Origin of the sequence: Bacillus cereus group sp. BfR-BA-01381, from assembly GCF_022663555.1 — a bacterium.
In the GTDB taxonomy this organism is placed as follows: domain Bacteria; phylum Bacillota; class Bacilli; order Bacillales; family Bacillaceae_G; genus Bacillus_A; species Bacillus_A pacificus.
The window spans coordinates 1-12826 of the sequence record NZ_JAKUFR010000033.1; the positions used below are offsets into that span (position 1 = coordinate 1).

A 12826-nucleotide genomic window follows, 5' to 3' on the forward strand; every position below is an offset into this window, starting at 1 on the left:
GCTTCCAAGAAGGTTTCGTATAAGCGTCAGTTGCCTTTGACTGTGTTTTTTCAGCTGGTACTTTCTCGTTAGCTTTCGCTTCTTCTTCAGCTTTTTTCTGTTCTTCTTCAGCCTTTAGCTTCTCTTCTTCTTTCTTCTTAGCCTCTGTTTTCTCTTGTTCATTCTTCTTCGTCTCTTCTTTGCCTTTAGCTTTCTCAGACTTATTCTCTTTCGTTGTTTGCTGAGCTACTTTTTTATCGCTAGAAGACGCTTGCTCTTTCGTGTCAGGAACAAACAATTGGTATGCTACAATAGCTACTGCTACTAGTACAATAGCGATTGCAATATTTAAAACACCGTTTTGACGACGTTTTTGTTGTTTCTGTTGGAATCTAGATCCTCCTGCCATTCTTCAAACCTCCATGCAGTTTTTCATACTTGCTATTGTAACATTAAATCTAGAAAGGTTGAACATTTACAATAATATTTTCATGAAATGAAAACATTTTACTATGAATTGCAAGATTACTTTTCATTCTCTAATCGATAGATTGATTCTACGATAGATTTGAAAATAGGTGTAACTTTATTTACATCGCTATTCGTTTCTATATCCACGACAACTAAAGCATACCTTGGATTTTCATATGGAAAATAACCTGCAAACCATCGATTCTCTTTCGTTCCTTTTCCTGTTTGTGCTGTCCCAGATTTTCCAGCGACACTTAATGGTAACGACCTGAATGCTGCTCCTGTGCCTTTCTCCGTTGTTACAACGCTCCTTAATAACTGTTGTAATGTTTTCACTGTTTCATATGAAAGCTGTTTTCCACCTAATGTATGGTCTTCAAATGTATAAAACTCCGTTCCATTTTTATACATTATTTTTTCAACAGCTTTCACTTCCATCTTTTCTCCCCCTCTAGCAATCGTCGCCATCATATTTGCAATCGCTAGAGGTGACATACGTACATCTTTCTGTCCAATTGCTGTTTGCGCTACCGCTTTTTTACTATTCTTATTTCCTTCACTCCCCCAAATCGTAACACTCTTCTCCTCTGGCATTTGCTCAAAATGAGTTGTATGAAATACAGAACCTCTCCATCCAACCCTCTCAGCGCCTCCTAAAGCCGCTACATAAGTTTCTAATACCGTCTTATCCTTTTGTATTAACTCATTGCCTAACTCTGAAAATGTCCTGTTACAGCTTCTAGCAAAGCTCTCTTTAAAACTAAGTGTCCCCATCTTAACTTGTGGGTGATCTTCACCATATAAATCTTTATTACAATTAAATACGCGATTAAAAACATTTTCATTTTGATCAATCGCTGCCGCCGCAATTATTGTTTTAAAAACAGAACCGGGAAAATGTGGTGTTAACATTTGATTTTCAAGTGTAGTTTTATATAAACTCTCATCTTTCACCTGTACAGATGGTTTGCTAACCATTGCTAAAATTTCATTTTTCTTTACATCAAGTAGCACTACTCCTCCCTTCTTAATCTCACTTGCTTCAACTACTTCTTCTGCTTTTTTCTGTAACTCGTTATGTAAAGTAGTTTGAATCGTCACTGGATAAAACGGATTTCCAGGCGATGTATATTTCGCTTGTTTTCCAAAAATCGGTTCTCCTTGCCGGTCCACTTGATACAATACTTTTGCCTCTCCATCGGTCAAAAGAAATTCATCAAATGATTGCTGCAATCCTGAAATGCCAATCGGCGTTTGTTTTGAAATTTTTCTTACTTCTCCGTATCGTTTTTGAAATTCTCGTTCATTTTCACCCACATTGCCAATTAAATGATTCATCACGCTAGTTTGCCGCAAACGAACTTCAGCTGCTACAATGCCTAATACATTTAATTGATTCACCTTCTCCATCTGCTCTCGTTCCAAGCGAAGTGGTTCATTTCCTCTTTGCAGGATAAATGCACTTTTCTTATGTTTCATTTGACTTTCAATCTCTTGTCTCGACATACCAATGATATGCGCAATTTTCTCCAACATGTCATTTTTTAATTGTAGAAATGGAAAAACAATTAAAACAGGATACTTTTTCTCACCTATTTCCTTACCATTACGATCTATAAAATGGCCTCGTCCATCATCTACCGTAATGGATTGCGTCCGTTGTGTAACACTTTTTTCAATTAAATTAATCTTACGATCCGTAAATGATTCCGTATCTATAATTTGTATTTGAATTAAACGACAAAGTAACATAAACATGACACATATAAAACAAATTAAAACAATTGTAATTCTCTGTTTTATTTTCATAAAAAAAAACACCTCGTCTACTATAGTTTGGACGGAGTGTTTCATCTTTTATACAAATAAAGTGAAACTTTAATCAGTGGGGGTTTTATTCATCCCCCACTGATTATCAGCCCTCACCAATCGGGCTTTTACGAGCAGCCCGACCCCCACCTAACTTCTTTGCTTTCGCTGATTTTTGAGGTGGGGGTCTTACTGCCCGTTAATGCGGGATAAAAAAATCACTCGCTTTTACACGAGTGATTTTTAATTATTTTACAGAGATAATCTCTACTTGCATTTCTCCACCTGGAGTTTGGATTGCTACCTTTTCGCCAATTTGCTTACCTAATAAGCTTTTTGCGATTGGAGAATCGTTAGAAATTCTTCCTTCAAATGGATCTGCTTCTGCGCTACCTACGATTGTGTAAGCTTCTTCATCTCCATCTGGTAGTTCTTTAAATGTTACTGTTTTACCTAATGTAACAACTGTAGATTCTTCACCGTTATCTGTGATGATAACTGCGTTACGAATCATGTTTTCTAATTGTGTAATACGTCCTTCTACGAACGCTTGCTCATCTTTCGCTGCATCATACTCAGAGTTCTCAGAAAGATCTCCGAAGCTACGTGCAATCTTAATGCGCTCTACAACTTCTTTACGTTTTACCGTTTTTAAATCCTCAAGTTCGTTCTCTAACTTTTGCTTACCCTCTTGCGTCATAGGGTATGTTTTTTCTGTTGCCATATTTTCCACTCCTTTTATATACCAATCCCCCGAAAAAAAGAGGAGTTCCATATGAAAACTCCCCCGCTTATATGTATAGCGGAGGTTTCTAGCACGCCTGTACTAGCGGAGTTGTCACATACAACCCCGTATTCCCAATTCTTCTTTATATAAAGAAGATATGTATGGAAAGTTGATATAAATATGCCCTCACCTATATATAGATGAGGTTGCATGTTTCATTGTATTCGATAGGAAGGGAAAAAATCCCTTCCTATCGTATATCTTTTACTATGCTATTACAAATTTACTTTTTGTTCAAGAATTGTTGCAATTTTTGTAACCATAATATCAATTGCAACGTGGTTTTGTCCACCTTCAGGGATAATAATATCCGCAAATTTCTTAGAAGGCTCAATAAATTGATTGTGCATTGGACGTACAACATTTACGTATTGATCAATAACTGAATCCATCGTACGACCACGTTCTTTAATATCACGCTGCATGCGGCGTAAAATACGAAGGTCAGCATCTGTATCAACGAATAACTTAATGTCCATTAACTCACAAAGACGCGGGTCTTCTAAAATAAGAATTCCTTCTAAAATGATTACATCTTTCGGCTCAACTGGAATAATTTCATCTGAACGCGTATGCAATGTATAGTCATATACAGGTTTATCTACTTGTTTATATGCAAGCAACTGCTGCAAATGTTCAATTAACAAATCATTATCAAACGCTAATGGATGATCATAATTTGTTTTTAAACGCTCTTCCATTGGTAAATGGCTTTGATCTTTGTAATAATAATCTTGCTCTAAGATTAAAATGGAATGACCTTTAAAATGGTCAAAAATCGCTTTCGTTACACTTGTCTTACCTGACCCTGAACCACCAGCAATTCCAATTACAACAGGCTTATTCGTCCCCATTCGACTATCACTCTTTCTTATTGAAGTATGCTTTTGCGCATCATATTATTCACATACACTGGTTGATCCACTTTGAATTTCACGATTTGCAACGGATGTCTCGCTGCATCTAATTCGTTTCCATCCTCATCCCAAATTTTCTCCACCGTTTGCGTAAAGTTTTCTATTTCTGGCCCAAAGAACTCCACTTCATGTCCTGGTTTGAAATGATTACGTTGCTCAATCGTTACGATGCCCGTTTCTTCATTATAATCTAACACTAAACCAGCGAAATCATACGTTGTTTTCTTACTATGATTTCCAAACATTTGCTCTTGATGTCCTGGAACCCCTTCAAAGAATGCAGGAGCTGTATCACGATTTGCACATTTATCAAGCTCATCTAACCATTCTTGTTTAAACTCAAAGTTATCAGGATCCGCACAATATGCATCAATTACTTTACGGTATACTGTCGCTACAGTCGCTACGTAATGGATTGATTTCATACGTCCTTCAACTTTTAAGCTATCAATTCCAATTTCAATCATTTTCGGAATTGATAAAATTAAATTTAAGTCTTTTGGACTCATTGCAAAGTGAGCATCTTCTTCTTGGAATAGAGGAAGCTCTTTTGCATCTTTATGTTGTGATACTGTTTGAACTAAATCATAGTCCCAGCGACAAGATTGACAACAACCACCACGGTTAGAGTCACGCGCTGTCATATGGTTACTTAGCGTACATCTTCCTGAATATGCGATACACATTGCACCATGGACGAATGCTTCAATTTCAATATCCACTTTTTCTTTAATCTCTTTCATTTCTTCATAGCTTGCTTCACGAGCTAATACAAGACGATGTAAACCTTCTTCTTTCCAATACTGTGCTGCTTTCCAGTTGGATAGTGATTGCTGTGTGCTTAAATGCACCTCAACAGAAGGCGCTACACGTTTACAAGTCTCAATAATAAGCGGATCAGCAACGATAATTCCCGTTACGCCAGCTTTTTCGATCCCTTTTAAATATTCCTCTAGCCCGTCCATATTTTCATTATGCGCAAAGATATTTGTTGTTACATATATTTTTGCTCCATATTTCTTTGCAAATTCCACACCTTCTGCCATTTCTTCCAGTGTAAAGTTACCTGCATTCGAACGAAGACCAAATTCTTGTCCACCTAAATATACAGCATCTGCCCCATAATGGATAGCTACTTTTAATTTTTCTAAGTTACCCGCAGGGATTAACAGTTCAGGTTTCTTCACAATAACGCGTTTGCCATCGATCACTCGTGAAATTTCTTGTACAGTCATTTCCTACACCCTCCTCGTTTAGTAAACCGTCTCTTTAAAGAAGAATCCTGTATCTAACGGACGATTTACTGGTTGCATTTCTTCTATCTCTTTATATAAATCGTCTTTCACGTCATAATACGCATCACGATCTTCTACACATAAATCAATTGCTTTACGATATTTCTTCGTTACCTCAATAATGTATGCAGAGCTTTTTAGTACACCATCAATTTTTAAGCTATCGACTTCAGCATCAATTAGCTCCTCTAACTCATCGATGAAACAAATATCATTTGGACTCATAATGTGAGTACCATTTTCATCTTCATAAATTGGGTATTTATTGTTACGCTCTGGGTCATATAAGAACATATTCTCTTCATATTTTTTCTTTTCGATGTCAAGATGACGTCCTTGATACTCAAAGTAGTTTCCTACTAACGAACGCTTCGATTGGAACATACAAGTCATACCGTGAATTTGCACTTCAAGTTCCACTTCAGCATTTTCTTTTAATTCAACAATTTCATCTAAGCTAAGCTCGCGAGCTAATACAGCACGTTTTGCCCCTCTTTGTCCCCAGTAGTTACAAGTAAACCAGTTTGTTGCTGTTGTTTCTGTATTCCAGTGCAATTGCATATTTGGCGCTACTTCGCGAACCGCCATTAATACTGCTGGATCTCCGAAAACAATTGCATCTACATGTACTTCATTTAAAAATGCAACATAATCTGTTAATTCTTCTACTTTATCGTTGTGGAACATAGCGTTCATTGCTACGTATACTTTTACACCATTTTCATGTGCAATCTTCACAGCTTGTTTCACATCTTCACGTGAAAATTCCCCTGCTAAACGTAAACCAAACTTTTGCTCACCGATCATTACCGCATCTGCTCCTGCTTTCGCAAGAGATTCGATATCCGCCACTGCTTTTGGCGTTACTAACAATTCAGGTTTCTTCATACCTTGGTCACCCTCTCTTTTTACTAACAGCTACTCCATCACCAATTGGGAAAATCGTTGTATCATATCCTTCATGGTTCATAAGCCATTCATTGTACGTCTTAATGCGACGGATTAAACCACGTGTACGTCTGTTTTCAATTTTCTCTTTCGTCGTTACAAGGCCATGGTACATAACATTATCTGAAATAATTACGCCACCAGGATTTAATAACGGTTCATATAAGTCAAAAAAGCGACGATATTGTCCTTTTGCTGCGTCAATAAAAATAACATCAAATGTTCCATGTTCTTCTACTTGCTCGCCTGTTTCTAACGCATCACCGTAAATAACGGAAATACGCTCTTTAACTGGTGAACGTTCTATATATTCAAGTGCTTTTTCATATCGATCGCGATTGCGCTCAACTGTCACAATGCGAGAATTTGGAATAGCTTGCATCATACGAATACTAGAATAGCCAATTGCTGTACCTAGCTCTAAAATGCTCTTCGGTCCAATTAAACGTAAAAATTGCAACATAAATTCCATTCCAAGTCGATCCATAATTGGCACATGATTTTCTTTCGCATAGTCTTCCATTTCAAGAATTAATTTATCTTTCGGATCAATAAATGATAATAGGTACTCGTTAACTGCATCCTCCATAATGGTCCTCCTTATTTACATGGAGAAGTGCCTCTATGACGTCTTTTCACACATAGAATGCAATAAAAATACAAGCCAGCTTTACCCTTAGCTTGTACGTCCCGTTTTGATATTAAAAACGATTCTTCTGCCAGTTTTTAACCCGATATATTTTACCACAAAAAAGAGGGATGTGCGACCTTTTTCGCTATCCCTCCCCATTTCACTGTTTTTTCGTAATATATTTTTGCTTTAGTGCATTATGCTCTTCCAATGTTTTCGCATAGTACACTTCACCAGTTGGTGCAGCTAAGAAATAATAATAATCTGTTTGCGCAGGCTCTAGCGCTGCTTCCACTGAATGTTTACCAGAGTTTGCAATCGGGCCCACCGGCAATCCTTTCACAACGTACGTATTGTACGGTGAGTTTATCTTTAAATCTTCGTATAATACACGTTGTTTATGCTTTCCAAGTGCGTACAATACCGTTGGATCCGTTTGCAGCGGCATACCTTTTGCTAAACGATTATAAAAGACACTAGAAATCTTTTGACGATCTGTAAAGCCTGTTGCCTCTTCTTCAATAAGTGAAGACAATGTTAAAAGCTGATGAACATCCCAGTTTTTCGCTTTCATTTTTGCTTCGTTTTGAACAATGATTGCATTCGTTTTCTCAAGCATTGGAATGACAATTTCTTCTAACGTCGTATCTTTTTTATAGAAAGAGTACGTCGCAGGATATAAATAACCTTCTAATGGATATTTAATATTGCTATCAAAGATTTTATCCGTTAACAACTTTGGATACTTTTGCTGCATTTTTTGAATAAATGCTTTATCGTTTAATTGACGTACAACATCATCTTTATTCCACTTTAATTCGTTTGCAACCGTTTCTGCAATTTCAGTTACTTGTGCCCCTTCTTTTACCGTCACTTTATAAAGAGCTGGACGATGTACATTACCAGATGACATTTGCTCAATAACATCTTTTGCACTCATTGAAGGATTTAATAAATATGTACCCGCTTGTAAATTTTTAGATTTAGCCTTTGTATAAAAACTAAAAACTGTACCGTTTTTCACAGCACCTTTTCCTTCTAAAATCTCACCAATTTTACTAGTAGATGATCCCTTTGGAATTTCTACTTCAATCTCTTTTTTATTCCCGCTATCAACCGGTCCTAATGCGGATGAAATATACGCATAGACTGAACCACAAACTAAAAGCAGTGCAATTATCGAGAATAAAAAAATGCGTCTACGCTTCTTTTTCACTTGATTCTCTACCAAAACTCTTCCTCCTTATTCAATTGTAGGCCATATGTACATCTTTCTATACAACACGATGAAAAATCACAATACATTTACCTATCATTTTTGACAGATACTTTATTTTCTACAATCCGTCTCATTATACTACAAAGGATTGCGCCGTTTCGACAAAAAATCTTTCATTTTACATATAAAAAAGGCGGACGATATACCGTCCACCTTTTCAGTACTTATTATTCAGCTTCTTGCTCATCAGCTAGAGTGTTAAACATTTCTTGTACCATTTCCCACTCTTCTTCAGATTCGATTGGAAGTAAAGTTCCGCCCTCTTCTTCATTTTGCTCATAAGCCATTGCATCATAAATTTGGTCTCCATCTTCGTCTACTTCACCGATTGGAGAGAAGACTACGTATGATTTTTTGCCAAATTTTTCAGCGTCAAAAGTGAAAATAATTTCACATAAATGTTCGTTACCTTTTTCGTCTACAATTGTAATTTGATTTTCTTCCATTTTGGTCACCTCTTATTTACTATCTAAAAATCCTTGTAAGATTACGACTGCAGCCATCTTATCAATTACTTGCTTTCGCTTCTTACGGCTTACATCGGCTGAAATTAGTAGACGTTCCGCTGCCATCGTTGACAAACGCTCGTCCCACATTACAACGTCTAATTGTAACAGCTCTCGTAGGTTTTCTGCAAATTGTTGGCATGCTTCACCACGCGGGCCAATTGTACCATTCATATTTTTAGGTAAACCTACTACTATCTTGTCCACATCATACTGTTTTACTAACTCAGAAATGCGGTCAAAACCAAATTGACCTCGTTCTTCATTAATCTTGATGGTTTCAAGCCCTTGTGCTGTCCAGCCCATTTCGTCACTAATTGCAACTCCGACTGTTTTTGTACCTACATCTAAACCTAATATCCGCATAAATTACTCCTCACGATGATGTTTCAAGTAAGACTTCACAAGCTCTTCAATTAATTCATCACGTTCAAGCTTGCGAATGATGCTTCGCGCATCTTTATGGCGAGGTATGTATGCTGGGTCTCCACTTAATAAGTAACCGACGATTTGGTTAATCGGATTATAGCCTTTTTCTTGAAGTGCATCATACACAGTTAAAAGTACATCATTTACATGGACACTCTGTTTTTCATCTTGAATGCTAAACTTCATTGTTTTATCAAAACCGTCCATTTCAAGCACCTCACTTATATAGTAAGTATAGGGAGAAGAACTTCTCCTCTCCCTACCATTGTACACTACTATCTCTTTATTTTGAAACAGATTTAACGTACTCTTGTACAAATGCTAAAGCTTCCTCAACTTGCGCTGGGTTTTTACCGCCCGCTTGTGCCATATCAGGACGGCCACCACCGCCACCGCCACAACGAGAAGCTACTTCTTTCACAAGTTTACCAGCATGGTATCCTTGGCTAATTAAATCTTTCGTTACGCCAGCTAAGATGTTTACTTTGTCATCATTTACAGACGCTAATACGACAACTGCAGATTCTAATTTATTTTTCAGGTCATCCATCATCGTACGTAAGTTGTTCATATCTGCAACATTTACTTTTGCCGCTAATACGTTTACGCCATCAACTGTCATTACTGAATCAGTTAAGTTTCCAGCTTCAATATTACTTAATTTTGCTGCAAGAGATTCGTTTTCTTTTTGAAGTTGTTTTACTTCAGCAAATAAACCATCTACTCTTGTTAAAATGTCTTTTGGATTTGTTTTCATTTTTCCAGCTGCTTCTTTTAATAAACCTACTTGATCGTTCATTAATTCATAAGCAGACTTACCAGTTACTGCTTCAATACGACGAGTTCCTGCACCGATACCAGACTCAGCAACGATTTTGAAAATACCGATAGAAGCTGTGTTATCAACGTGACAACCACCGCAAAGCTCTAAGCTATAGTCGCCAACTTGTACAACGCGTACAACATCACCGTATTTTTCACCGAATAATGCCATTGCGCCCATTTCTTTTGCTTCTTCGATTGCTTTTTGAGAAATCTCAACATCAATACTTTCCCAAATTTTCTCGTTTACGATACGCTCAATTTTTTCTAATTCGTCAGCTTGTACTTGACCAAAGTGAGAGAAGTCAAAGCGTAAACGTTCAGAAGTTACAAGAGAACCTGCTTGGTTAACGTGCGTTCCAAGTACGTCTTTTAACGCTTGGTGTAGTAAGTGAGTTGCTGTATGGTTCTTCACAACGCTACTACGGTTTTTCGTATCGATAATAGCTTTTACAGCCGCATCTTTCGTTAATGTACCTTCTTCAACTACAACTTTGTGCAAGTTTTGGCCGTTTGGTGCTTTTTGTACGTCTTTTACAAGAACTTTCACGCCGTCAGCAAGAAGGTAACCACGGTCTGCAATTTGTCCGCCGCTCTCAGCATAGAATGGTGTTACATCAAGCATTAATTGTCCTTCTTCACCTGCTTGCAAGCTGTCTGCGTATTCACCGTTTTTCACAAGTGCAACAACGTTACTTTCTGTTGCAACCGTACCGTAACCAACGAACTCGCTCGCTACTTTCACTTCTCCAAGGACACCGCCTTGAACTTGCATAGAATCAACGTCTTGACGAGCAGCACGTGCGCGCTCACGTTGTTTTTCCATTTCATTTTCAAAGCCTTCATGATCAACTGTCATACCAGCTTCTTCTGCATATTCTTCTGTTAATTCAATTGGGAAACCGTATGTGTCATATAGACGGAACGCATCTACTCCAGAAATAACAGTTGTTTTTTCTTCTTTCGCTTTTGCAATAACTTCAGCTAAAATTGCTTCACCATCATGAAGTGTTTCGTGGAAACGCTCTTCTTCATTTTTCACAACTTTTGCGATGAAATCTTTCTTTTCAAGTACTTCTGGATAGAAGTCTTTCATTACTTCTCCAACAACCGGTACTAATTCAAACATGAACGGACGGTTAATGTTTAATTTCTTAGAGTAACGAACAGCACGGCGTAATAAACGACGTAACACATAACCACGGCCTTCGTTAGATGGAAGAGCACCGTCACCAACAGCGAATGTTACTGTACGGATATGGTCAGCGATTACTTTAAACGCCATATCTTTTTCTAAATCACCATTACGATATTTCTCGCCAGAGATTGTTTCTGTTGCACCAATCATTGGCATGAATAAGTCTGTGTCAAAGTTTGTAGGCACATCTTGAACGATAGATGTCATACGCTCTAGACCCATCCCTGTATCGATGTTTTTCTTAGGAAGTGGTGTATATGAACCATCTGGATTATGGTTAAATTGAGAGAATACAAGGTTCCATACTTCTAAGTAACGCTCGTTTTCTCCGCCTGGGTATAATTCTGGGTCACTAAAGTCATTACCGTAAGCTTCTCCGCGGTCATAGAAAATCTCTGTATTCGGTCCACTTGGTCCTTCACCGATGTCCCAGAAGTTTTCTTCTAAGCGGATGATACGCTCTTTTGGAACACCCATTTTCTCATTCCAAATTGTGAATGCTTCTTCATCTTCTGGATGGATTGTAACGGATAGTAATTCTTTATCGAATCCGATCCATTTGTCGCTCGTTAAGAATTCCCAAGCCCAAGTAATTGCTTCTTCTTTGAAGTAATCACCGATTGAGAAGTTTCCTAACATTTCAAAGAATGTATGGTGACGAGCTGTTTTCCCTACGTTTTCAATATCGTTTGTACGAATTGATTTTTGAGCATTTGTAATACGTGGATTTTGCGGGATTACACGTCCATCAAAATATTTTTTTAATGTTGCTACACCACTATTAATCCATAAAAGAGATGGATCCTCATGTGGAACTAGTGATGCACTAGGTTCTACTGCATGTCCTTTTTCTTGGAAAAAGTCTAAAAACATTTGACGAATTTGTGCGCCTGTTAGTTGTTTCATTGTATTTTCCTCCTTAAATATAAAAAACTCCCGCCCCTATAAAAGGGACGAGAGTTAACTCGCGATACCACCCTAATTATGAATTGATTACTATATGAATCAATTCATCACCTCATGGTGCCGTAACGTGGCAAAACGGCAGTGATTAGCTGCTCTCAGGATTAGCTTTCTGTTACCCTTCATTTAAAGCTTCTTTCAGCCATATGGAAGCTTCTCTCTATAAATGGACTGTAACGTACTTGTTCCGTCATTGATTTAATGTATTATATGACTAAATATAATAGAATTCTCTTAAGTTTGTCAATGTAGATAATCATTTATATTATATCAATTACTTATTAATCATAGCTATTCTACTATTCATTCTTAACAGCCTTTTCATATATTATGCATGTATTACTAAATTGTACTACTCCCGCGCACTTTTCCGAATATTTCATTTTTGTTATAATTAAATTATCAATAATAAAGGAGCGATTATAGTGACAACCTTATTGAACAAAGCTAAAAATATGTTAAAGACTGATGAAACAATATTGTTTTACGTAGCCTGTTCACTAGATATATTTATTTATCGTTCCGTCGCAAGGCCAGGCCTGTTAATTTTAACGGACAAACGGCTCTTCTTCTATGGACCAGATGTAAGTAAGAACCCATTATTTGAAGAGTACGCTTTCGCGAAAATTTCAAATTTAAAAGAGCAAAAGCGGCTTTTCAGCAATCAAATTGTATTTATGTACGATAATGAATGGAAAAAAATAAAACATATTCAAACAAATGATGTAAGCTCTCTCATTCAAAAAATAAACGAGCAACTCTCTAAATAATGATAGCCCTCTACTTTTATAA

At 37.2% G+C, this 12826-nt stretch carries 12 protein-coding genes, 1 pseudogene and 1 other annotated feature; of the genes and pseudogenes, 1 reads left to right on the forward strand and 12 read right to left on the reverse strand.

Annotated features, from left to right (window positions below; all coding sequences use genetic code 11):
- The 12 genes and pseudogenes from MR079_RS13385 to alaS form a co-directional block, all read right to left on the reverse strand.
- Positions 1-388, reverse strand: a pseudogene (locus MR079_RS13385) (YrrS family protein); the annotation flags it as partial.
- A gap of 116 nt (positions 389-504) precedes the next feature.
- On the reverse strand, positions 505-2259 hold the full coding sequence (locus MR079_RS13390) for a peptidoglycan D,D-transpeptidase FtsI family protein (RefSeq protein WP_139866568.1): 1755 nt from the start codon (positions 2257-2259) through the stop codon (positions 505-507).
- A gap of 247 nt (positions 2260-2506) precedes the next feature.
- A complete protein-coding gene (greA, locus tag MR079_RS13395; protein ID WP_000179963.1) occupies positions 2507-2983 on the reverse strand; it encodes a transcription elongation factor GreA in 477 nt (158 codons plus the stop codon).
- Positions 2984-3261: 278 nt separating this feature from the next.
- Entirely contained in the window at positions 3262-3900 is a 639-nt protein-coding gene (udk, locus tag MR079_RS13400; protein ID WP_074601505.1) for a uridine kinase, read from the reverse strand.
- 17 nt (positions 3901-3917) lie between these two features.
- On the reverse strand, positions 3918-5198 hold the full coding sequence (locus MR079_RS13405; protein ID WP_000217969.1) for a peptidase U32 family protein: 1281 nt from the start codon (positions 5196-5198) through the stop codon (positions 3918-3920).
- Between the two features lie 18 nt (positions 5199-5216).
- Positions 5217-6146: a peptidase U32 family protein gene (locus MR079_RS13410; protein ID WP_029439987.1), complete on the reverse strand. Its 930-nt coding sequence runs from the start codon at positions 6144-6146 to the stop codon at positions 5217-5219.
- Between the two features lie 7 nt (positions 6147-6153).
- Entirely contained in the window at positions 6154-6795 is a 642-nt protein-coding gene (locus tag MR079_RS13415; RefSeq protein WP_000389090.1) for an O-methyltransferase, read from the reverse strand.
- Between the two features lie 202 nt (positions 6796-6997).
- On the reverse strand, positions 6998-8068 hold the full coding sequence (gene mltG, locus MR079_RS13420) for an endolytic transglycosylase MltG (RefSeq protein ID WP_000230089.1): 1071 nt from the start codon (positions 8066-8068) through the stop codon (positions 6998-7000).
- Between the two features lie 215 nt (positions 8069-8283).
- Positions 8284-8562: a DUF1292 domain-containing protein gene (locus MR079_RS13425; RefSeq protein WP_000392247.1), complete on the reverse strand. Its 279-nt coding sequence runs from the start codon at positions 8560-8562 to the stop codon at positions 8284-8286.
- A gap of 12 nt (positions 8563-8574) precedes the next feature.
- Positions 8575-8988 (reverse strand): Holliday junction resolvase RuvX, encoded by a 414-nt coding sequence (ruvX, locus tag MR079_RS13430; protein WP_001221197.1) that lies wholly within the window; start codon positions 8986-8988, stop codon positions 8575-8577.
- 3 nt (positions 8989-8991) lie between these two features.
- Positions 8992-9258: an IreB family regulatory phosphoprotein gene (locus MR079_RS13435; RefSeq protein WP_000348590.1), complete on the reverse strand. Its 267-nt coding sequence runs from the start codon at positions 9256-9258 to the stop codon at positions 8992-8994.
- Between the two features lie 76 nt (positions 9259-9334).
- Entirely contained in the window at positions 9335-11977 is a 2643-nt protein-coding gene (gene alaS / locus MR079_RS13440; RefSeq protein ID WP_139866564.1) for an alanine--tRNA ligase, read from the reverse strand.
- A 40-nt stretch (positions 11978-12017) separates the two neighbouring features.
- Positions 12018-12237, reverse strand: a binding site (T-box leader).
- 222 nt (positions 12238-12459) lie between these two features.
- Between alaS and MR079_RS13445 the strand changes: the two genes are divergently transcribed.
- Positions 12460-12804: a PH domain-containing protein gene (locus MR079_RS13445; protein ID WP_139866562.1), complete on the forward strand. Its 345-nt coding sequence runs from the start codon at positions 12460-12462 to the stop codon at positions 12802-12804.
- The last annotated feature ends 22 nt before the right edge of the window (positions 12805-12826 follow it).

What these genes read in the sequence shown, in the direction of transcription:
- udk (WP_074601505.1), bottom strand. Translation starts at nt 3,900, where the DNA reads ATGGGGACGAATAAGCCTGTTGTAATTGGAATTGCTGGTGGTTCAGGG.
- ruvX (WP_001221197.1), bottom strand. Translation starts at nt 8,988, where the DNA reads ATGCGGATATTAGGTTTAGATGTAGGTACAAAAACAGTCGGAGTTGCA.
- alaS (WP_139866564.1), bottom strand. Translation starts at nt 11,977, where the DNA reads ATGAAACAACTAACAGGCGCACAAATTCGTCAAATGTTTTTAGACTTT.
- MR079_RS13390 (WP_139866568.1), bottom strand. Translation starts at nt 2,259, where the DNA reads ATGAAAATAAAACAGAGAATTACAATTGTTTTAATTTGTTTTATATGT.
- MR079_RS13425 (WP_000392247.1), bottom strand. Translation starts at nt 8,562, where the DNA reads ATGGAAGAAAATCAAATTACAATTGTAGACGAAAAAGGTAACGAACAT.
- MR079_RS13415 (WP_000389090.1), bottom strand. Translation starts at nt 6,795, where the DNA reads ATGGAGGATGCAGTTAACGAGTACCTATTATCATTTATTGATCCGAAA.
- MR079_RS13410 (WP_029439987.1), bottom strand. Translation starts at nt 6,146, where the DNA reads ATGAAGAAACCTGAATTGTTAGTAACGCCAAAAGCAGTGGCGGATATC.
- MR079_RS13405 (WP_000217969.1), bottom strand. Translation starts at nt 5,198, where the DNA reads ATGACTGTACAAGAAATTTCACGAGTGATCGATGGCAAACGCGTTATT.
- greA (WP_000179963.1), bottom strand. Translation starts at nt 2,983, where the DNA reads ATGGCAACAGAAAAAACATACCCTATGACGCAAGAGGGTAAGCAAAAG.
- MR079_RS13435 (WP_000348590.1), bottom strand. Translation starts at nt 9,258, where the DNA reads ATGGACGGTTTTGATAAAACAATGAAGTTTAGCATTCAAGATGAAAAA.